The 20,225-nt window shown below is 38.5% G+C and carries 19 protein-coding genes; 6 read left to right on the plus strand and 13 right to left on the minus strand.

Annotation, left to right across the window (positions count from 1 at the left end; all coding sequences use genetic code 11):
• Positions 1-91 precede the first annotated feature (91 nt).
• A complete protein-coding gene (locus A5888_RS10265; RefSeq protein ID WP_086349799.1) occupies positions 92-1,582 on the plus strand; it encodes a helix-turn-helix domain-containing protein in 1,491 nt (496 codons plus the stop codon).
• A 98-nt stretch (positions 1,583-1,680) separates the two neighbouring features.
• Here A5888_RS10265 and A5888_RS10270 read toward each other — a convergent pair whose 3' ends face one another.
• The 8 genes from A5888_RS10270 to nox form a co-directional block, all read right to left on the minus strand.
• Entirely contained in the window at positions 1,681-1,989 is a 309-nt protein-coding gene (locus tag A5888_RS10270) for a HesB/YadR/YfhF family protein (protein WP_086349798.1), read from the minus strand.
• Positions 1,990-2,051: 62 nt separating this feature from the next.
• Positions 2,052-2,717 carry a potassium channel family protein gene (locus A5888_RS10275; protein WP_086349797.1) on the minus strand — a complete coding sequence of 222 codons (666 nt, stop codon included), beginning with the start codon at positions 2,715-2,717 and terminating at the stop codon, positions 2,052-2,054.
• 60 nt (positions 2,718-2,777) lie between these two features.
• Entirely contained in the window at positions 2,778-3,410 is a 633-nt protein-coding gene (locus A5888_RS10280) for a response regulator transcription factor (RefSeq protein WP_086349796.1), read from the minus strand.
• On the minus strand, positions 3,388-4,488 hold the full coding sequence (locus A5888_RS10285) for a sensor histidine kinase (protein ID WP_086349877.1): 1,101 nt from the start codon (positions 4,486-4,488) through the stop codon (positions 3,388-3,390). Before A5888_RS10285 ends, A5888_RS10280 begins: the two co-directional genes overlap by 23 nt.
• On the minus strand, positions 4,488-5,219 hold the full coding sequence (liaF, locus tag A5888_RS10290; RefSeq protein WP_086349795.1) for a cell wall-active antibiotics response protein LiaF: 732 nt from the start codon (positions 5,217-5,219) through the stop codon (positions 4,488-4,490). Before liaF ends, A5888_RS10285 begins: the two co-directional genes overlap by 1 nt.
• 348 nt (positions 5,220-5,567) lie before the next feature.
• Positions 5,568-6,041, minus strand: a complete 474-nt coding sequence (greA, locus tag A5888_RS10295; protein WP_086349794.1) for a transcription elongation factor GreA — start codon at positions 6,039-6,041, stop codon at positions 5,568-5,570.
• A 337-nt stretch (positions 6,042-6,378) separates the two neighbouring features.
• Positions 6,379-7,818: an endolytic transglycosylase MltG gene (gene mltG, locus A5888_RS10300; protein WP_086349793.1), complete on the minus strand. Its 1,440-nt coding sequence runs from the start codon at positions 7,816-7,818 to the stop codon at positions 6,379-6,381.
• A 196-nt stretch (positions 7,819-8,014) separates the two neighbouring features.
• Complete coding sequence (gene nox, locus A5888_RS10305) at positions 8,015-9,346, minus strand: H2O-forming NADH oxidase (protein WP_086349792.1); 1,332 nt, start codon at positions 9,344-9,346, stop codon at positions 8,015-8,017.
• Positions 9,347-9,585: 239 nt separating this feature from the next.
• On the opposite strand from nox, the gene A5888_RS10310 reads away from it, so the two are divergent.
• Entirely contained in the window at positions 9,586-10,767 is a 1,182-nt protein-coding gene (locus tag A5888_RS10310) for a hypothetical protein (protein ID WP_086349791.1), read from the plus strand.
• 49 nt (positions 10,768-10,816) lie between these two features.
• On the opposite strand, the gene A5888_RS10315 is transcribed toward A5888_RS10310, so the two are convergent.
• A complete protein-coding gene (locus A5888_RS10315) occupies positions 10,817-11,470 on the minus strand; it encodes an HAD family hydrolase (RefSeq protein WP_086349790.1) in 654 nt (217 codons plus the stop codon).
• 151 nt (positions 11,471-11,621) lie between these two features.
• On the opposite strand from A5888_RS10315, the gene A5888_RS10320 reads away from it, so the two are divergent.
• Positions 11,622-12,593, plus strand: coding sequence for a ring-cleaving dioxygenase (locus A5888_RS10320; protein WP_086349789.1), 972 nt, complete (start codon positions 11,622-11,624; stop codon positions 12,591-12,593).
• Between the two features lie 11 nt (positions 12,594-12,604).
• On the plus strand, positions 12,605-13,225 hold the full coding sequence (locus A5888_RS10325) for a flavin reductase family protein (protein WP_086349788.1): 621 nt from the start codon (positions 12,605-12,607) through the stop codon (positions 13,223-13,225).
• A 122-nt stretch (positions 13,226-13,347) separates the two neighbouring features.
• Here A5888_RS10325 and A5888_RS10330 read toward each other — a convergent pair whose 3' ends face one another.
• The 4 genes from A5888_RS10330 to A5888_RS10345 form a co-directional block, all read right to left on the minus strand.
• The gene (locus A5888_RS10330) at positions 13,348-13,713 is read right to left on the minus strand and encodes an iron-sulfur cluster biosynthesis family protein (RefSeq protein WP_086349787.1); all 366 of its coding nucleotides are present in this window, start codon (positions 13,711-13,713) and stop codon (positions 13,348-13,350) included.
• Between the two features lie 70 nt (positions 13,714-13,783).
• Positions 13,784-14,278 carry a gamma carbonic anhydrase family protein gene (locus A5888_RS10335; protein WP_086349786.1) on the minus strand — a complete coding sequence of 165 codons (495 nt, stop codon included), beginning with the start codon at positions 14,276-14,278 and terminating at the stop codon, positions 13,784-13,786.
• A gap of 112 nt (positions 14,279-14,390) precedes the next feature.
• Positions 14,391-16,157 carry an ABC transporter ATP-binding protein gene (locus tag A5888_RS10340; RefSeq protein WP_086349785.1) on the minus strand — a complete coding sequence of 589 codons (1,767 nt, stop codon included), beginning with the start codon at positions 16,155-16,157 and terminating at the stop codon, positions 14,391-14,393.
• Positions 16,154-17,884 carry an ABC transporter ATP-binding protein gene (locus A5888_RS10345; protein ID WP_086349784.1) on the minus strand — a complete coding sequence of 577 codons (1,731 nt, stop codon included), beginning with the start codon at positions 17,882-17,884 and terminating at the stop codon, positions 16,154-16,156. The genes A5888_RS10340 and A5888_RS10345 overlap by 4 nt, the downstream gene beginning before the upstream one ends.
• Positions 17,885-18,308: 424 nt before the next feature.
• Here A5888_RS10345 and A5888_RS10350 point away from each other — a divergent pair, with 424 nt between their 5' ends.
• A complete protein-coding gene (locus A5888_RS10350; RefSeq protein ID WP_086349783.1) occupies positions 18,309-18,521 on the plus strand; it encodes a DNA-directed RNA polymerase subunit epsilon in 213 nt (70 codons plus the stop codon).
• Positions 18,522-18,524: 3 nt separating this feature from the next.
• Positions 18,525-20,198 (plus strand): ribonuclease J1, encoded by a 1,674-nt coding sequence (gene rnjA, locus A5888_RS10355; protein ID WP_086349782.1) that lies wholly within the window; start codon positions 18,525-18,527, stop codon positions 20,196-20,198.
• Positions 20,199-20,225 lie beyond the last annotated feature (27 nt).

Here is a 20,225-nt window from a genome sequence, read left to right on the forward strand (position 1 = left end):
TCTCTTGTAATTAATCATTTTCATAGGTATTATGTAATAGAGATAGTTAAAGAACTAACATGTCAAACACTTACAAAAGAAGGAGATGCTTATGCTTGAAACAATCATTTTAGATGACTTTGCACAAAAAAAATTAGATATGTTTCATCAATTCCTTGACTGTGATGATGGAACTTATTCCCCTCGACACTTTAAACAATTTTCAGATTTCTCTCACGCTCGTTTGGTCTCTCTATTTTCAGAAATGAACGAGGACCTTATCCAACAAAACGAAACCCCATTACTGTCAGCAGATGGCAAACTCACGATCAACAAGGAGCAACTCATTACTATTCCCTACCAACAATACCTCTTTCAAGAAAGTATCGCTTATAAATTTTTATTAGCGTCTATTTTGGAAAAGAATTACCGACTTGAAGATTTTTGTGAAGAAAATTACATAAGCAGAGCCTCCGTTTTGCGAAGACTCCAACCAATCATTAGCTATCTGAAAAAATTCGACATACAGATAAACTGTTCCAAAATGAGAATCACCGGTAATGAAGCCATCATCCGCATCGTATACTTCAACTTTTTCTGGCTCACCTCTTTCGGAGAAGACTTCTTTTTAGGCTTAGGGGAAAGCAAACGTGGTCCGGAGTTATTCGACTTCAACGATAAACAGTGGATGAAGTACGTTGAACCGAGACAATGGTTTCTGTTAACTTCTATTAATAAATTGAGACTTGAAAAATCTCATTTTCTAGCAGAGACTCCATTTGACCAATTGGTTTACCCAGAAACAAACCTATCCTTTTTCGATGAATTGAAACAATTGGGCATTTCACAAAAATATCGTTCTAGAGAAGCAGATTTCTTGTCATACATGCTCTTTTATTGGATTCCTTATTTCCATTCAGATGATCCACGTATTCCTTACGTAAAATCCTATATGTTTAGCAAGAACCATCCTTTAGGAAATTTGATTGAACATTTTCAAAGTTTTTACATACACTCACTTGGTGAGAACTCTCTAACTGAAGATGAAAAGGAATTATTACATATCAACATCTTCACAACTTTTTTAAACCATGCAATAAGAGAAGATAGACTCCCGTTGGCTGTTGATTTTTCTTATAACTTATTTAATGGGCTCCATCCGTTGTTTGAGCCGCTTTTTCACGACGTTCAGATATTCTTGAAGAAAACAGCACAGTCAAAACAATACCAGTGGATGCTTAATTGCCTGGATCATTTGGTCTTTAGTTGCACCATGTTCTTATTGCCTTTCTTTGAACGAGCAAAAGAGAACCATCATCTACGCGTAGGTGTCATCCTTTTCCAAAATGCGATTGTTTCTCAGTCGCTCTTCGAGTATCTGGGAAAAATTCCCTTTGTCGAAGCTGAGCTGATTACTTCGTTCGAAAAAAAGGACTACGATTATTATATCGCAACCTCTCCGTTACTCTTACCAAAAAGCGTACGACGAAAAGGAAATTTCAAATTGATCACCTTGACTGAAATAGAGAATTATCAAACCATTCTCTTTTCTACATTACAAGAAAAATATGCAGAAAAGGCAGATAGTTTTATTGCGGGGTAATAGCGATTAATAGAAAGCAACCTCCCCTGTTTTCCATTAATGAGCTTTAAAAAAAATAGAAGAATCGAACAAACTATCATACAGTTTGCTCGATTCTTCTATTTTTCATTTTTATCGTTTTTTTCAAATAAATAGGTTGGCTCATCCAACACTTCATCATAATCAACAAGTAGGTTATACTCAGAAAAAAACCAATCATCGTTTTCTTCTACATAATAATTTAGTCCGTCCACTTCTGTTTGGACTAACGGTTTCTCCGGTGTATCAACCGACATTCCTACAGAAAAACCTTCATGCACATTCGTATTGCCATAAACCTTTCCATAAAAGCGAATACCCATTCCAGGACCCACTTGAAGCTCTTGTTTAAACCACTCTTGTGCACGTGGTGTAATTTTCAATTCCATCCATAATCCCTCCCTACCAAATCATTGTAGCATAGAAGAGATTACTTTCCTGTATAAATTGCCTATTGACTCATCTTATCATCCAGCAAGTCCACATCATCCGTATTTCCAATAACCAGCAAATTATCATTTTCTCTAACGATTTCTTCTGCTGCCGGTGACGCAATTACTTCTGTTTTCGAGCGACGTATAGCTACAACGGTTAGTCCAAAGCGCTGACGAAAATTCAAATCAGCCAACGTCTTATTGTAAAATTTAGGATTGGACACTCGAATTTCTGCTAAAGAAAATTCGTTGGAAAGCTCAATGTAATCTAGGATATTTCGTGATACCAGCTTATGAGCCACTCTGATTCCCATATCTCGTTCTGGATGAACAACAGCGTCTGCCCCAATTTTCTCAAGAACACGCGCATGATAAGAATTAACCGCTTTTGCCAGTACATTAGGCACACCCATCTCCTTTACCATCAAGGTAACGAGGATACTTGCTTGGATATCTTCTCCAATTGCGACAACCACATGATCAAAATTACGAATACCTAAAGAACGAAGAGTCATTTCATCTTGCGCATTTGCTACAACAGCATGGGTCGCAATATTCATATACTCATTCACTTTATCCTCATTACTGTCAATCGCTAGAACTTCCTGTCCAGACTCAATCAATGTTTGGCAAATACTTCCACCGAATCTTCCTAAACCAATGATGGCAAAATTCTGTTTCATAATAACTGTCTGCTCCTATTATTCCATTTATTTGAAATCCAAACGATTCAAAAAAATAATTTATTTTACTAGCTTGTGCTTAAATGCGTAAATTGTCGCTTGTGTTCGATCATCAACATCTAACTTAGCAAGAATGTTAGATACATGTGTTTTCACTGTTTTTAGCGTAATGAATAGCTCATCTGCAATTTCTTGGTTACTTTTGCCTTTAGAAATCAGCAACAGAATCTCAAACTCCCGATTTGTTAAGTCGTCATGCAAAACAGGCTCCTGCTTCTTCGTCAGTCGTTCCATCATCTTCGTAGTCACTTCCGGCTCAAGAACACGTTCCCCTCTGAAGGTTGCTCGGATAGCATTCGCAATTTCATGGGCTGTTGATGTTTTCAATAAATAACCAGCTGCACCAGCCTCAATCGCAGGGTACACCTTTTCATCATCAATAAAGCTTGTAACAATGATTATTTTTGCTTCAGGCCAGTCCGATAAAATTGCTTTGGTAGATTCAATTCCATCCATTTCATCCATAACTAAATCCATCAATATGACATCCGGACGTAGTTCCAACGCCTTTTCGTATCCTATTTTACCATTTTCAGCCTCGCCGACCACTTCAATATCATCTTGAATAGACAAATAAGAAGAGACGCCCAAGCGCACCATTTCATGGTCATCAACCAGCATCACTTTGATCATCTGTAAGTTCCTCCTTTATCACGGGTACTTTAATCTCTACGCTTGTTCCCTGTCCTTTGAAGCTGATGATCTTGATCGAGCCACCCATTCCTGCAACTCGCTCACGAATGTTTTTCAGACCATAACTACCAGCCTTATTTTCATTCTCATTCATATCAAATCCGACACCATCATCAACTAGACGTAAAAGAACATTTTCACCGACCTGATGCAAATAAACTTCTAATTCATTTGCTTTCGCATGCCTCAGGGTATTGGACAAAAGTTCTTGAACAATTCGAAACAGATGATCTTCAATGCTATTGTTTAAACAAACATCTTCTACATCCCAGGTCAATTCGATTTTTATTTTCGTTTTAAGCTCCTTCAACAGCTGCTCGATTCCCTTTTTCAGACTCTTGCCTTCCAGACTGACAGGTCGTAAATGCAACAGAAGGGCGCGCATTTCAGATTGAGAAGCATTGATGACATCACCAACGATAGCTAACTGTTTTTTGAAGATATCTGATGTATCTGATTTTTGCGCCTGTTCATTCAAAGCTGAAATCATCATCATTGCACCAAACAATTGCTGACTAACAGAATCATGCAGCTCTCGTGCCAAACGATGTCGTTCTTCCTCAAGAATTTCTTCTCTTGTTTCTCCATCGAATATCTGAGGTCGACTGTTTAACATTTGCAGCTCTTTGGACATCTCTACCAGTTTACTTCGTACGGCGCTGATATCTGCATCTATATCACCAATATACACATCATTATCTGGATGAGGGATCTTTTTACCAATCAGCGGGCTGTCATAATTTCCAGCAGCTAACAAGCGTAACTTTTCTTCAATTCTACCATACTGAGCTTTTTGCACAATAGAAATCAACAGGAAAGTCAACAAACCCGCCAACATAGATAGGAGTAAAATATGAAAAAAGAAAGGTACATAGAAGACTTTTCGACGGAAAAGCTCGACTATCCAATCTTTTTGTTTAATCGCATGAAAATGAGAGAACAGCGTAAACAGCACCACTAGAAAGGTGCTGAACGCAGCATATAAAGCCATCATTTGTCGGGATATCTTCCCAGCTATCATACTCGGATCACCTCTACATCACCTACAAGAGTGTTCGTCATAATCTTCAATCTTCTTGGGTTACTATCATAACTGTCACTGTATAATTTCAATGATTCATTCTTCAAATGGTATTTTTCGTTCTCAAATGTCACATTCCCATAAAAAGTGGAATGCTCCAACATAACAGCCACGCCTAAAGGAACAAGGATGCGTGTTCGACCAAAGCCTTTTCTAACGATAATTACGTTGTCGTCTTTTGGAAGAAGCGTGTTACCAAGATCGATAATAGTATCACCAGATAAGATATCGATATTGATGTCATCCCATTCATAGACATTGCTGCCAATACGCTCATTCGCAAACCACGGGCGTTTAAACTTCTTGCCATTCTTACTCTCAACATTTGTCGTTTCAATAATCATCATTTGTTTCTTTTTCCACGGTGCCCTTTGCGTAAGATCAACGCCTGATATCTCCACTCCTTTAAGTCCTACAAAAAGGATACCAAACACCACCATTAGCCAGAACGCCGGACTATTGATCACACTAATAACTATCAGTATAACACCCATAATCAGCGAAAAACTTCCGAAGCTGTTTCTTTTGTTATTTTTAAGAGCAAAAACAACGCTCAAAACACCTATAATCAATAAAATAAGCAAAGGTGTATTATGTATAATTTGCCATAAAGCAAAGATGAAAAGTAATGCTTCCACGATAATAAAAAATCTCCATGGACTATTCATTTCATTTCCCCCTTTCTAACTGTATGAATACTGTTAAACCCTTTTTCTTTGAAATACGGGTATAAATCATTTTTTGGCTATGCGCAGATTCGTATATAGTGCTTCCCTTACATATCTCTTCTAACAGTATACTTTATTTCCCATACTAATATTAGTTGCTTTGGCAGTATTTTGCTATAGGTCTTTAGCCTGAATTTTCAACAAAAGAGGATAGGACACTATGTTCCCATCCTCAAGAAAAGCGTTTCTGGAAGCCTTCAGCTAACTGCCGAAGCACCTTCCTGAATAATGCTTAGTCAATTTCGGGGCTATGGCATACGAATGTCACGGCCCCGAACAATTGAATAATCAGCTTACTTTTGTAATTTTTACCTGCATGTCTCCACCAGGTGTTGTGATTGTTACTTCATCGCCAAGAGTCTTGCCAATAAGCGCATGCGCGATTGGTGAATCATTTGAGATTTTCCCTGAGAAGGGATCTGCTTCTGCACTACCAACAATCGTATATTCCTCTTCATCACCATCTGGCAGTTCAATAAAGGTAACAGTTTTACCAATAGATACCTCGTCAGAGTCTACACCGTTATTATCAATGATTTGCGCAAAACGAATCATATTTTCTAATGTTGTGATTCTACCTTCAACAAAGGCTTGCTCATCCTTTGCTGACTCATATTCCGAGTTTTCAGACAAGTCACCAAAGCTACGAGCAATTTTGATTCGTTCAACAATCTCTTTTCGCTTCACTGTCTTTAATTCTTCTAATTCCTGTTCTAATTTTTCTTTTCCTTCAATCGTCATAGGAAATACTTTTTCCACCATATTAATTCTCCCTTACTTAACTTACTACAATTTGTTATGTACTTTTTTCTAAAATACAGGGTATTTGTAATCCACAAAGAGATTACCATGCTTTCTAAAAATTGTAAATAAGATTCATTTAAATTTAATTTTTTCAACTCTACATATTCCGTTAAATTACCAAATGTTACCCCTAATTTTTTGTCTGTAGTTCAGACAAATAAATCAGGGATAACACCTAACCAGATCGATAAAAATCTAACGCTTTCATAAATTTATCAAAGCGAAACGAGCCTCACCATAACAGTTTGGCTCGTAAAATAATACTCAAAATCATTCGCTATTCATTTTTTCTTGATTATTCATCTGTATTATTTACATATTTTTCCACTAATTCCAAATGCTCTTCATACGTTTCTGCGAAGTACACTTTTCCTGTAGTGATGTCAGCAACAAAGTACAAGTAGTTGTTTGGTTCCGGATTAAGTACCGCTGAAATTGCTTGCTCACTCGGGCTATCAACAGGTCCAGGACCATAACCTGTATTCTTATACAGATTGTATGGTGAATCAACTTCAAGGTCTTTATTGTACACTTTTTCTTTGTGTTCACCTAGTGCGTAAAGAATAGAAATATCAGACTGCAACGGCATATCGATTTCCATTCGATTGAAGAAGACTTGCGCAATTTTCTTTCGATCCGCTTCTTCTACCCCTTCTTTTTCGACTAGCGCAGCCAATGACAATACATCTTGAATCGTCATTCCTTTTGCACTGATCGATGGGATAAACGGCTCGATTACACTGTCGGTTTTGACGATCATCTGCTCCACAAAATCCTGTAGCGTCGTTTCTTTATAATAGTCATACGTCGCTGGGAACAAATAGCCCTCTAAGCGGTAACGTACGCCTTCTGCTGTTGCTGCACTGCCTAATAAATCAGGGTATTTCGCGTTCATCGCATTGAAATAATCCGCATTTTGCATCAACGCAATAAAGTCAGCTTTCTTATAGTCCGTATTCTCTTCAATCGCATCACCGATTTTATCAATGTCATAGCCTTCCGGTATCGTCACTTTCCCATCTGCAATCTGCATCGGTTCAGCAGTTCCACCTTCCTTCAGCATTGCACCAATATCATCTAGTGTCATATCTGGTGACATTTGATAAAACCCTGCTTGAAAATCGGTCAGGTTCTTAAATTTAATATAGTAATTAAAAACCATAGCACTCTTGATGACTTTGCTTTCTTCTAAAATTGCAGCAATTTGCTTATTGGAAGAACCTGCTGGGACATGAACCTGTACTAAGTCAGAATCCTTTTTATCCAAAGGTTGAAGCCCATCATTTACATATTTATAAAAAGTGAACCCGAAAACTGCAACCACCAGTATCAATACAGATATGATCAATAAGACGATTTTGTTAACGATTCGGTCTTCTTTTCCTCGGTTTTGTTTCAACGCTTCTTTAGCATCTGCTCGACTCTCTGCAACACGGGATAGATGCTCGCCTTCTGGAAAATCTGGCTGTTCTACCTCTGTTTGCTGTTCAAACTGTTGTTCAAATTCATGAGACTCAGATGTTCTTGAAAAATTATCAGATGACTCCTCTTGATTGGAGGTCCAGTTTGATGAACTGGAATAATCTGTTTGTGAATCCAGATTATCATGTTGATAGTTATTTTCAGAAGAAGATGCATGATCATCCTCAATATTATCTCCTCTCAGTGAACGTAATACCTGATCTTTGAAAGAAGAATCCGAATGATCTTGATTATTTTGGTTATCGTTTGCCAAAATTAATCCTCCTTGCTCTCTAATTAACTTCTATAACTCCAACTATTATACATGAAAGTCTTCGAAAATTAAACTTATTTAGAAAAATGTATTATAAATTAACGAATCTTTTACCGTTTTCTAGAAAAAAATGCCCCATAAGTAACTTCGACAAAGGAAGTTACTTATGGGGCATCCGACTATTCTTTTTTTCGTCTTACTCAGCACTTAAAGCAGCCATTGTAATATAGTTATACGGCTGGTTGAAATGCGGCAAGAAGAAGATATCTAATAATTTAAGCTTATCGATCGTTACACTTTCTTCAATCGCAAGAGAGAACATATGAATACCCATTGAGATGTCCTCATATGAAGCAAGTTGTGTCCCTAGTACTCGACGTGTTTCTTCATCGTAAACGATGCGAATCTTAACTTTGTGGTTGTCTTTCATAAACCCAGGCTTTTGTGTATCTTCAAATTGCGTGTATTTCACTTTAAAGCCTGATTTTTCAGCTTCCTGAACAGTTAAACCAGTCGATACCATGTTATAACCGAAAATTGAAATCCCATTTGATCCTTGAACACCAATTGATTCAAGCGGTGTACCGCCAACATTGTGTCCACCGACAATTCCTGAGCGGACAGCATTAGTTGCTAATGCAATATAGGTTGTTGTTTGAACAGCATTTGAGAAAATAGTTGCACAATCTCCTACTGCATAAACATCTGGATCGCTTGTTTGTTGATGGCTATCTACTAAGTAAGCACCATTCGTAAATAACTTCAGATGGTCCTTTCCTAATTGATTGTTTGGTTTGAAACCGATCGCATTGATAACTAAATCAACAGGGTATTCGCCTTTATCAGTAACGATTGCTTCCACCTTTTCGGTACCTTTATACTCTTTTGCCAATTCGTTGTAATGAAGCTCAATGCCATTGTCAGACAATACTTTATCCATGTCGTCTGTAAACCATTTGTCATAGTAGTTTGGTAAGCAACGATCCGCTGCGTCAAACAACAGGACATTTTTACCACGACGTTTTGCTGCTTCGGCAATTTCTACACCAATGTAGCCTGCCCCGATAACAGCAACTGTTTCAATCCCTGGTTGAGCCATTGCAGCATCTACTGCCTGACCATCTTGGAATAATTTTAGGAACTCAACATTTTTCAAATCTTTTCCTGGAATATTTGGAGCAATCGGTGCTGAACCTGTTGCCAAAATCACTTTATCATAAGTTTCGGTAAATTCTGTTCCATCGTTCTTTTTGCAGTGAACGATTTTTTTATCGAAATCAATGCTATCCACAGAGGTTTCCATGTGAATTGTTGCACCTTTAGCTTCAAAATCTTCTTTTTTCGTGTAGAAAAGGTTCTCGTAGGAATCAATCTGACGACCTACCCAAAGTGCTGTTCCACAGCCAAGATAACTCAGGTTTGTGTTTCTATCAATCATTACCACTTCTTGATCTTTGTAGTTATCTAACAATGTGTTTGCCGCTGCGATACCTGCGTGATTAGTACCGACAATAACTGTTTTTGCCATTAAAAAATTCCTCCATTCATCTTTCGTTGGTATTATTTTATTATAACTGATGAAAAGGATTTCTTTTATCAAAATATACAACCATTTTAAAAAATTTTGAGAATTTTCAAACAAATGATTGATTTAACAAGCTTTCGGACCGACACCCACCAATGTAAAAAATAAATTTCGAAAAAAGGATATAATTTTCTCTTATTTGCTAGTAAAATAGAACTATCATCAAAGGAGGAACGAATGAAATGAAATTGAACAAATGGGGTCTAGGGATTCTTACAATACTATCCATCTTTTTATTAGGAGGTTGTTGGAATGATCCTAGAACAGAATTTATCGAGGCACTCTCCAATGCAGGAAGCAGCGCTGCTGAAGCTTCAAAATTTGAATTAAGTGTGGCTGATTTCGATTATGCTGGCGGTGATACAGACAGTGATTTATATATAAGTATGTTCGCCAGTCAGCTAAAAGCGATTTCTCTAAAAGGAACTTTTGCTTCAGATGAAGATAAAGAAGTTTCTGAAACAGAACTGGCTTTAGGTGCCTATGGTCAGAAAATTCCTTTCCAGTTTGTGACAGAAAAAGAAAATATGTACGTATCAACAAGCTTCATTTCCGGTGCTTTAGATATCGCGGATATGTTCCAGTATCCAGTAACTATTGATGAAGATGAGTTGCAGAAATTAGATGGTAAATTCATCAACATCGATAATATAAAGGATCAGTTGGATGGTGAAGATGAGGATGAAAAGGATACAGACAGTAATGTAGGATTCAATTTTTCTTTGATGAAAAAAGCCAAAGAGCTTATGGATATTTTTGACAAGGAATCCTTCACTAAAAAAGATGATGTGATTTCTCATACCTTTACCAAGAAAGAAATCCTCGCTGTTATGGAAGCCATGAAAGACTATGCGAAGGAAGAAAAGGACAAAGAATCACAGAAAACATTTGAAGAAAGCATCACAGCACTGAAAAGCAGCTTCAAAGATCTTAAAATCAAAGTAAGTGTTAATCAAAAAACAAACAAAATTAACAGTACAATCACTATGAGCTACTTGTATGATGCAACAGCAGCTAAGTTCGACGTTTCCTTGAAGCTGACGATCACGCCTCAGAAGAAAACCGGGAAGATTAAGGTACCAGGGAAAAAAGACATTTTAAGTGAAGAAAAATTTGATGAAATCCTGAATTCTATTTTTACTGTAGAAGAAGAGGAAGAAGTAGATTTAGACACTTATAAGGATATCTATGGTGATGACGAATACATGGATGAATACCTAGAAGACTTGATTGCAGAAATCGAAGCTTCACCAGAACTCTTCTCAGAAGAAGAGGTAAATTCTATACGCGAAAATGGTCCTCTTGTTTTTAATAAAGACCAAATGAAACGCTTGAATGAAGCGTTAGATAAAGCATTGCTATAATTTTAAGAGTCTGGACAATTTTTTTAATTGTCCAGACTCTTTGTCTGTTTTACTCGTTTCTTAGTAGGTATTCTTTCAGCTTCTCTGGTGTCGCTGCCAAATAAATAGCTCCTGCATTTTCCAGTTCCTGCCTGTCTCCATACCCATAAAGAACACCGACACAATCGAGTCGATTCTCTTTTGCTCCTAGTACATCATGCTCCCGATCCCCAATCATTAGGCTGCCCGCTACTGAAACATCCCCGGATTCCATTGCATAACGAAGCACAGCTCCTTTTTTGGATCTACTACTATCCAAACTCGCACCATAAATTTCTTCAAAAGAGCTTTCCAAATCAAAGTGCGTCAAGATTTGTCTGGCAAAAACTTCTGGCTTCGAGGTTGCCACATATAGCTTGAAACCCAATTGCTTCAAGTCGGCCAACACTTCAGGAATACCCTCATAAACCAAATTCTCATACATCCCTGTTTTAGCATAGTACTCTCGATAATAGCTCACTGCTTGTTCAGCTTCTGATTCGTTCAATCGATACTTTTCCATAAAAGAATCTTTTAGCGGTGGACCAATAAACGAGTAAAGCTCGGTCACTTCAGGAACAGGCAAACTCATTTTTTCTAAAGCGTAGCAGACAGAATTTAAAATTCCAGGTCCTGAATCCGTAATTGTTCCATCTAAATCAAAAAAAAGTGTCTTATAAGTCATTGTACTTCCCTCCATCTTCATTATCCTAGCATATTTTTAAGGAATACACGATAATGAGAGAGACAGATTTGTTGCTTTTCTTTCATTATGGTTATATACTTACTTTTAGTAAGTTGATGATTTTTGAAAGAAAGATTTGGAGGGTTTTATTATGGATACAAACATTAGAGGATTACACCACGTAACAGCAATGACTTCAAGTGCGAAAAAAATTTACCGCTTCTTCACTGATATTTTAGGTCTTCGTCTGATAAAGAAGACAGTTAATCAAGACGATATTGAAACTTATCATTTATATTTTACGGATGATTTAGGTAGCGCCGGTACAGACATGACTTTTTTTGACTTCCCGGGAATCCCGAAAGGAACCAAAGGGACAGATTCCATTTCGAGAACCTCTTTCCGAGTAAAAAGCGATGATTCTTTGATGTATTGGATTGAGCGTTTCAATGAAAACGACATTTCTCATGGAGAAATCATGGAGCGCTTCGGAAAAAAATATGTAGAGTTTGAGGACTTTGATGAGCAGCGTTATCAATTGATTTCTGACGAAAAGAATAAGGGGGTCGCTGGTGGTACTCCTTGGAAAAATTCAAATGTCCCAGCGGAACATGCAATCATTGGTCTCGGCCCAGTATTTGTAACTGTAGCAAATTTTGAACATATGCAGTTAGTTTTGACAGACGTCTTAGGCTTCCATCTGGTTGACGCAGAAGGCAGCTTCCATCTATTTGAAATAGGAGAAGGTGGTAACGGTGCCAGTATTATTGTGGTTCATCGGGATGACCTTCCGCAAGCAATGGAAGGCTTTGGTAATGTTCATCATCTCGCTTTGCGCGTCGCTGATGAAGATGCGCTACGTTTTTGGATCAACAAAATCGATCAATTAGAGTTTCCAAATTCTGGATTTGTCGAACGGTTTTATTTTGAATCTGAGTACTTCATGGCTGCTCCTCACGTATTGTTTGAGCTTGCTACAGATGGTCCAGGTTTTCTTCAAGATGAAACTTACGAAAACGCAGGTGAAAAGCTTTCTCTGCCACCATTTTTAGAACCTAAACGCAAAGAAATAGAAGCATTTGTTCGGCCGTTTGATACCTCCGATGCAAATCAAGCTCGTTAAGGAGATCGTCTATGTTGCACTACTCAAGTCATATGCTTTCAAAAAAACAGCAATATAAATTTTTATCTGGAAGTATTATTCCTCGCCCCATCGCATGGGTCACGACAATGAACAAAGAATCCTCGGTAGTTAATGCCGCACCTTTTAGCTTTTTTAGTGCGGCATCTTCCGAACTGCCACTGATTACTTTGGCCGTTCTCAGGAGACAGGGACAGATGAAAGATACTGCTAAAAATATCTTGCAGAATCAGGAAATGGTTATTCACATAGTTGATGACGACGTACTTGCAGAAATGAACCAGACAGCTGCCACATTGCCAGAGGATGAAAGCGAACTTTTGCTTAACCATATTGAAACAGTCCCAAGTCAATCAGTCACTGTTCCTGGAATCAAAAAAGCGAAGCTCCGTATGGAAGCAACTCTTTATCAACATGTTCCTTTACAGGATCATGACGGCAATATCATCACGGATTTAATTATTGCAGAAGTAACGGCTTTCCATTTTAGGGAAGACATTTTTGATCGCGAAAAAGAATATATCCTTCCAGAGGCTCTCCAACCTATTGCTCGTTTGGCAGGTAATAATTATGCCCATATTGATAACATCACAGAGCTGAAGCGACCGGATTAATAGAAACAGGAGAATAGATTTCAAGTACTCACCCCATAGATTTTCATCTGGTGTTTAGGACTTGGTATCTGTTCTCCTGTTTTTTTCAAATGAATGGATAAAACTAGTTGGTTATCTCTTCTTCAACCCAAAGTTTTTTCAGGTCTTAAATCAACGATTGGGACATTACTGTCCAATACACCACTAGGACCATTAAGGCGTAGGGTGTGTAGACGATCATCAAAATCTAAGGTCATTGCTTCATCTAAATAACGTTTGGAATAATCCTTGATATAGATATCCCCAATATTATTTTCCAAAAATTCAGCATAGTCCTTATGAGATTGTGCTTTATCCAGTACTAACAGACGGAAGCTCGTATCCAAAGAGCAATAGCCAACCTTAGAATATTCTCCTACACCATCATCTAAATCTAAAATGAGAACCGCACCTTCTTCAATATATGCCAGCAGCTTTTCTTGTGCCTGATCCATAATCTTTAAATACATGAACCTCGCCCCTCTCTATCTCTGATTCTATCACTTAGATTCGAAATTTCCGATCAATCTGCATTCGCGATTACTTCTGTTTTGAAAACATATTATTTTTGTGCTTGCGAGCGAGTTCTATATAATGCTCAGCGTTTCTTCTGTTCTTTTCTATTTCTTCCTCCGTCAACGGTCGGACAACCCTAGCCGGTCGTCCAAAAGCAAGTACCCCCTCTGGAATCACAGTCCCTTCTGTAACTAACGAACCAGCTCCAATCATTGCATTTTCACCAATACTCGAACCGTTCAATAGAATACTACCCATTCCAATCAATGCACCGTCCTTTATTTCACAGCCATGAATCATGCATTGATGACCGATCGTCACATAGTCCCCTACTTGAACAGGTGCATGTTGGTCCACATGAATCACGGTTCCATCCTGTACATTACTCCCTTTCCCTATTTTAATCCGTTGATTATCTCCTCGCAGCACGGTCTGATACCAAATACTAGTATCTTCAGCAAGCTCAACAGTTCCATATACATCTGCACTTTCAGCAATAAAGCGATTCTCATCTTTCATGTTCTTCCCCTCTCTTCTCACTAAAGTATAGCAAAGCATTCACGTTTGACTATAGCAAAAAAACTGTCTACAGTTCAAAAGTCTGACTGTAAACAGTTTCTAATTTTAATGATTAATCGTAATCCCCATCTTCAGCAAATTGACTGTTATACAATTTCTCGTAAAACCCACCTTGCTCAAGAAGTTCATTATGCGTTCCCTTTTCAATGATTTCACCTTGGTTCATTACCAAAATCAAATCTGCTTCTCTGATTGTTGATAAGCGATGGGCGATAACAAAACTTGTACGACCTTGCATCACTTTATCCATTGCTTTTTGAATCAGCGCTTCCAGACGTGTATCAACTGAGCTAGTCGCCTCATCCAGAATCAAAATTTTTGGATCAGAAATCACTGCCCGTGCAATGGTAAGAAGCTGTTTCTGACCAAGAGAGACATTGTCCCCTTCTGCATTGATTGCCATTTCATACCCATCCGGCATGGTTCGAATAAAATGATCTACATTGGCTGTTTCAGCTGCATCAACGACTTCATAATCCGTCGCATCTAATTTACCAAAACGAATATTATCTGCAATCGTTCCTTGATATAACCAAGCATCTTGTAGAACCATACCAAAAATCGAGCGAACATCGCTTCGATTCATTTGCTTGGTATCGACACCATCAACTTTGATTGCTCCTTCATTCACATCATAGAAGCGCATCAAGAGATTGATCAAGGTCGTTTTCCCAGCTCCGGTAGGACCAACGATCGCGACTGTTTGTCCGGCTTTCACTTCAAAATTCAAGCCTCGAATCAACGGTTTTTTCGGATCATAGCTAAAGCTGACATTGTCAAACTGAACATTCCCCTCAACTGGTGTTGGTAATGGCAGATCCTTTTCATTGATTTCTTCTTCCGGTTCATCAAGAATTTCAAATACCCGCTTGGTTGCAGCAGAAGCACTTTGTAACGCAGCAGAAAGCTGAGTAATATTCCCCATTGGTTGACTGATTTGCCAGATATACTGAATCATCGCTTGCAGTTGACCAACTGCAATAACTTCATAAATGACATCTCTACTTCCCAGAACAGCAATAACGATATACGTAGCGTACGCAGTCAGCTGCACAAGTGGCATCATCAAACCAGAAATGAATGTCGCTCTGAATCCGTAATTTTGTAAATTTTGATTGACTTGTTTAAAGCCATCCAAGGTCTGCTTTTCACGACCGTATAGCTTTAAAATACTAAATCCAGTCATGTTTTCCTGAACATAGCCATTCAAATCGCCCAACGCATTTTGCATCCCTTGAAAATATTTCTGAGAGATTCTTACGATTGTCTGAGAAATGAAAATGGACAATGGAATCATGATCATAGAAATCAGTGCCAGACGAACATTGATATAGAACATCATACCCGCTGCCATCAAAATACCTAAAACTGCTGATACGATATTGATAAAACTTTGTTGAAACGCGTTGCTCACTGCATCCACATCATTCGTTACTCGAGAAAGGATATTCCCTTGTTGGTTTCTATCGAAGTAAGAAACCGGTAAACGATTGATTTTTTCATCAATATCTCTACGTAGATCTTTCATTGAATCCTGAACAACGGTTGTCATCATATAGCCTGACAAAAACTGTGCTGCACAATAGCCGATCCCCACAAGTAAAATCCAAATCAAGCATTGCAATACATAAGAAAAGTTAACTGCTTCTCCGCGAGAAAGATTTTTCGCAATTTCAGTTGTTGGAAGTCCTGATACATACGGCATCGCCGCATTAAAAGCAACTGTCAGTATCGTAAAAATGATAACCATGATAAACGATTTCTTGTAAGGCTTGATATATTTTCCTAAACGTCTAATAGAAGAAAGTCCATTTTTCATGCTAATTCCTCCTCTGACAATTGAGAAGCCGCGATGTCATAGTAGACCGGACAGCTCTCAAGTAATTCTCTATGTGTCCCCATTCCAACAATGTTTCCTTCATTTAAAACAACAATCTTATCTGCATGCATGATCGTCCCCACACGTTGTGCGACAATCAATACTGTAGAATTACCTGTTTCCTTTTTCAGACGTGCACGCAGCTTCGCATCCGTCTGATAATCCAATGCTGAAAAACTATCATCAAAGATATAGATTTCCGGATTTCTGATGACCGCACGAGCGATAGATAAGCGCTGCTTTTGTCCACCAGAGAAGTTCGCACCTCCTTCAGAGAGCAGCTCATCAAAGCCTAATGATTTTTGAGAAATAAAATCTGTAGCCTGTGCAATATCTGCAGCACGTTCCATCTCTTCCATCGTTGCATCCTCTTTCCCGTAACGCAGATTCTCTGCAATCGTTCCGGTAAATAGTAATGCTTTTTGAGGAATATAGCCGATTTTTTCACGCAACGCACTAAGCCTATAATCTTTTACATCGACACCATCTACTAATACCTGTCCCTCAGACGTATCATAAAATCTTGGAATCAGCTGAATCAGTGTCGACTTCCCACTACCAGTACTCCCTATAAAAGCGACAGTTTCGCCTGGTGAAGCAGTGAAGCTCACATTTCGAACTACCGGACTCTGTGCATGACCTGGGTAAGCAAAGGTCACATTTTTAAATTCCAGATACCCCTTTTTCTCAGTTTCCGTTACGCCTTGTTCGTTTTCTTTAATGTCCGGCTGCATATCGAATGCTTCCTGAATTCTTCGAGCGGAAACAGCTGCTCGTGGATACATCATGAACATACTGGCAAATAACATAAACGAGAACAGGGCATGGAAAATGTATTCGATAAACGCAATCAAATCTCCGACAGCCAGATTCCCTGCATCAATTTGTAAGGTACCATTCCAAATGATCAATACCATCACAATATTGAATAAGAAGAAAAATCCTGGTTGTGCTGCAGCCATTAATCGGAACAGACTTTTAGAGCTGCTTGTATAATCATCATTCACTCTTTTGAAGCGTGATTCCTCAAACTTCTCATTTACAAACGCCCGGATTACACGCAATCCGGAAAGATTTTCTCTTAAAATACCATTAATTCCATCAAGATTTTTTTGTTGCTTGTTTGATAATGGCTCCGATATTTTCGCAATCAGCACCACTGCAACCAATAAAATAGGCAATGCACCTAAAACGAATAATCCCAGAAACGGACTCGTCCGAACAACCATGACCAAGCTGACAATGAACATCATCGGTGTCATAAAGCCTGTTCTTAATACATTTCCCATAAACAACATGATTTGATATGCGTCGTTTGTTGTACGGGTAATCAATGAAGAAACGCCTAGCGATTCATACTCATGATGAGAAAATGTCTGTACCTTTTCAAACAGGTCATTCCGTATATCCTGAACGATATGCGTTGTGATTCTTGCGCCGAAATAGCCCAACATGATATTCATGATAACACCAATAATCGTAATGCCGATCATTAGAAGGCCTTGTTGTTTCACGTACTCAAAGTCATTCTTCTGGATACCATTATCAATCATGCGCGCCAAAATAGTCGGCAACCCCAATTCAATCAATATAAACCCAAATACACAAATGAAATCTGCAAGCAATAATTTCTTATATCTCATTGTGTAATGCCACATCAATTTCAAGTAATCATCTCCTTCTTCAAAATTTAGCTCAGTGCTTCCACTATAGCATAAAATCAATAGATTGGTAAACTTTCTGAAAAGAAAAATCTGATTTTTTTCATTTGGAAAAACAGGATAAATCCTTCTGATTAACTACGTTTTAATTCTAAAGATCCTGATAAATATTAGGAGTCCTTTCTATACTTCTGAATTGTTCTATGATAAAATAGCAATAATTGTTGTAGCAACAACAAACAGGACGGTTGAAGTTTTTTTACATCATACACATAATAAAATGAAGTAATGACGAGGCTTCATTCTCCATTAACTCTATGTTTTTGGCGGCAAATACTTTTCAGGGTGGAGAACCACCTCATTTTGTTGTGTACAAATTTTAAAAAAAATCAATAAAATTGCGCAAGCATATAGAAGGAGATAATTTACTATGATTTACAAAGTTTACTATCAGGAAACAAAAACAAGAAATCCTAAAAGAGAAGACACACAATCTATCTACGTTGAGGGCGACAGTGATGTTGCCGTTCGCCAACTCGTTGAAGAAAATACCCCTTATAATATTGAATATGTCCAATTGCTTGATGGAAACCACTTAGCTTATGAGCAGGAGCATGCGGATTTCAAATTGACGGAGTTTTAACCTATGAAAGTAAATATTAAAAACAATGAAACCGGCGTCTTCGGTATTGGCGGACTAGGCGAAATCGGTAAAAACACCTATGGAGTACAATTTCAGGATGAAATCATTCTGATTGATGCAGGAATCAAATTCCCTGAAGATGATTTACTGGGGATCGACTATGTTATTCCAGATTACAGTTATATCATTCAAAATTTATCAAAAGTCAAAGCACTGGTCATCACCCATGGCCACGAAGACCATATTGGTGGTGTGCCTTACCTGTTACGTCAGGCAAATATTCCTATTTATGCAGGCCCTTTGGCTCTTGCGCTTATCACGAATAAGCTTGATGAGCATGGCTTACTACGCGATGCAGAGCTTCATGAAATCAATGAGGATACAGTCATTCGTTTTAGAAAAACAGTTGTCAGCTTTTTCAGAACCACACACAGTATTCCAGATGCTTTAGGGGTCGTTGTAAAAACACCTTCTGGTAATATTGTTGCCACAGGCGATTTCAAGTTCGATTTCACACCTGTTGGCGAACCAGCTAACCTTCATCGAATGGCAAAAATTGGTGAAGAAGGCGTACTATGTCTGCTTTCAGACAGTACAAATGCAGAAATTCCAACATTTACTAAATCTGAAAAAACGATCGGCAGCTCGATCAAAAAGATTTTTGAAAAAATAGACGGCAGAATCATCTTTGCTAGCTTTGCCTCCAATATATTCAGACTGCAGCAAGCAGCAGAAGCAGCTGTTCGCACAGGTAGAAAAATTGCTGTATTTGGACGCAGTATGGAGAACGCGATCGTTAATGGCGAGCGTTTAGGCTACATCAATGTACCAAAAGGAACATTTGTCGATGCCTCTCAATTGAATCAGCTTCCTGCAAACGAAGTCATGATTCTATGTACAGGTTCTCAGGGTGAACCTATGGCTGCTTTGAGTCGAATCGCGAACGGGACGCACAGACAGATTTCTGTACAACCCGGTGATACAGTCGTCTTCTCAAGCTCGCCGATTCCTGGAAATACAACCAGTGTGAATCGTCTGATCAACCTGCTTTCAGAAGCAGGCGCAAAAGTCATTCACGGAAAAATCAATAACATCCATACATCCGGTCATGGTGGACAAGAAGAACAAAAATTGATGCTTCGTCTCATGAAGCCAAAATATTTTGTTCCCGTACATGGAGAGTTCCGAATGCTGAAAATTCATGCCTCTCTGGCAAATGATGTTGGTGTTCCAGAAGAAAACTGCTTCATCATGGAAAACGGGGATGTTCTTGCCTTAACAGCTGACAGCGCACGTTCAGCCGGTCACTTCAATGCAAGTGATGTTTATGTTGATGGAAATGGTGTAGGAGATATTGGAAATATCGTTTTACGTGACCGCAGAATCCTATCAGAGGAAGGTCTTGTTTTAGCTGTCGCAACTGTAGACATCAAAAATAAAGAAATTCAAGCTGGTCCGGATATCTTATCTCGCGGTTTTGTCTACATGCGTGAATCTGGCGATATGATCAATGAAGGCCAACGTTTATTGTTCCACGCCATGCGTGATGCCTTAAAGGACAGCAACTGTACTGAAGCGAAATTATGTGAAGCAATCACAGCGACCTTACAGCCGTATCTGTTTGAGAAAACAGAACGCCACCCGATGATCTTACCAATGATTATGACGGTTAATTAGAAACCAAAAGCATGAGACGAAATGGGT

It is taken from the genome of Enterococcus sp. 9E7_DIV0242 (genome assembly GCF_002140975.2).
In the GTDB taxonomy this organism is placed as follows: Bacteria; Bacillota; Bacilli; order Lactobacillales; family Enterococcaceae; genus Enterococcus_L; species Enterococcus_L clewellii.

Coding starts and splice junctions, on each gene's coding strand:
- A5888_RS10265 (WP_086349799.1), top strand. CDS start 92: ATGCTTGAAACAATCATTTTAGATGACTTTGCACAAAAAAAATTAGAT.
- A5888_RS10270 (WP_086349798.1), bottom strand. CDS start 1,989: ATGGAATTGAAAATTACACCACGTGCACAAGAGTGGTTTAAACAAGAG.
- A5888_RS10275 (WP_086349797.1), bottom strand. CDS start 2,717: ATGAAACAGAATTTTGCCATCATTGGTTTAGGAAGATTCGGTGGAAGT.
- A5888_RS10280 (WP_086349796.1), bottom strand. CDS start 3,410: ATGATCAAAGTGATGCTGGTTGATGACCATGAAATGGTGCGCTTGGGC.
- liaF (WP_086349795.1), bottom strand. CDS start 5,219: ATGAATAGTCCATGGAGATTTTTTATTATCGTGGAAGCATTACTTTTC.
- greA (WP_086349794.1), bottom strand. CDS start 6,041: ATGGTGGAAAAAGTATTTCCTATGACGATTGAAGGAAAAGAAAAATTA.
- nox (WP_086349792.1), bottom strand. CDS start 9,346: ATGGCAAAAACAGTTATTGTCGGTACTAATCACGCAGGTATCGCAGCG.
- A5888_RS10310 (WP_086349791.1), top strand. CDS start 9,586: ATGAAATTGAACAAATGGGGTCTAGGGATTCTTACAATACTATCCATC.
- A5888_RS10315 (WP_086349790.1), bottom strand. CDS start 11,470: ATGACTTATAAGACACTTTTTTTTGATTTAGATGGAACAATTACGGAT.
- A5888_RS10320 (WP_086349789.1), top strand. CDS start 11,622: ATGGATACAAACATTAGAGGATTACACCACGTAACAGCAATGACTTCA.
- A5888_RS10325 (WP_086349788.1), top strand. CDS start 12,605: ATGTTGCACTACTCAAGTCATATGCTTTCAAAAAAACAGCAATATAAA.
- A5888_RS10330 (WP_086349787.1), bottom strand. CDS start 13,713: ATGTATTTAAAGATTATGGATCAGGCACAAGAAAAGCTGCTGGCATAT.
- A5888_RS10335 (WP_086349786.1), bottom strand. CDS start 14,278: ATGAAAGATGAGAATCGCTTTATTGCTGAAAGTGCAGATGTATATGGA.
- A5888_RS10340 (WP_086349785.1), bottom strand. CDS start 16,157: ATGAAAAATGGACTTTCTTCTATTAGACGTTTAGGAAAATATATCAAG.
- A5888_RS10350 (WP_086349783.1), top strand. CDS start 18,309: ATGATTTACAAAGTTTACTATCAGGAAACAAAAACAAGAAATCCTAAA.
- rnjA (WP_086349782.1), top strand. CDS start 18,525: ATGAAAGTAAATATTAAAAACAATGAAACCGGCGTCTTCGGTATTGGC.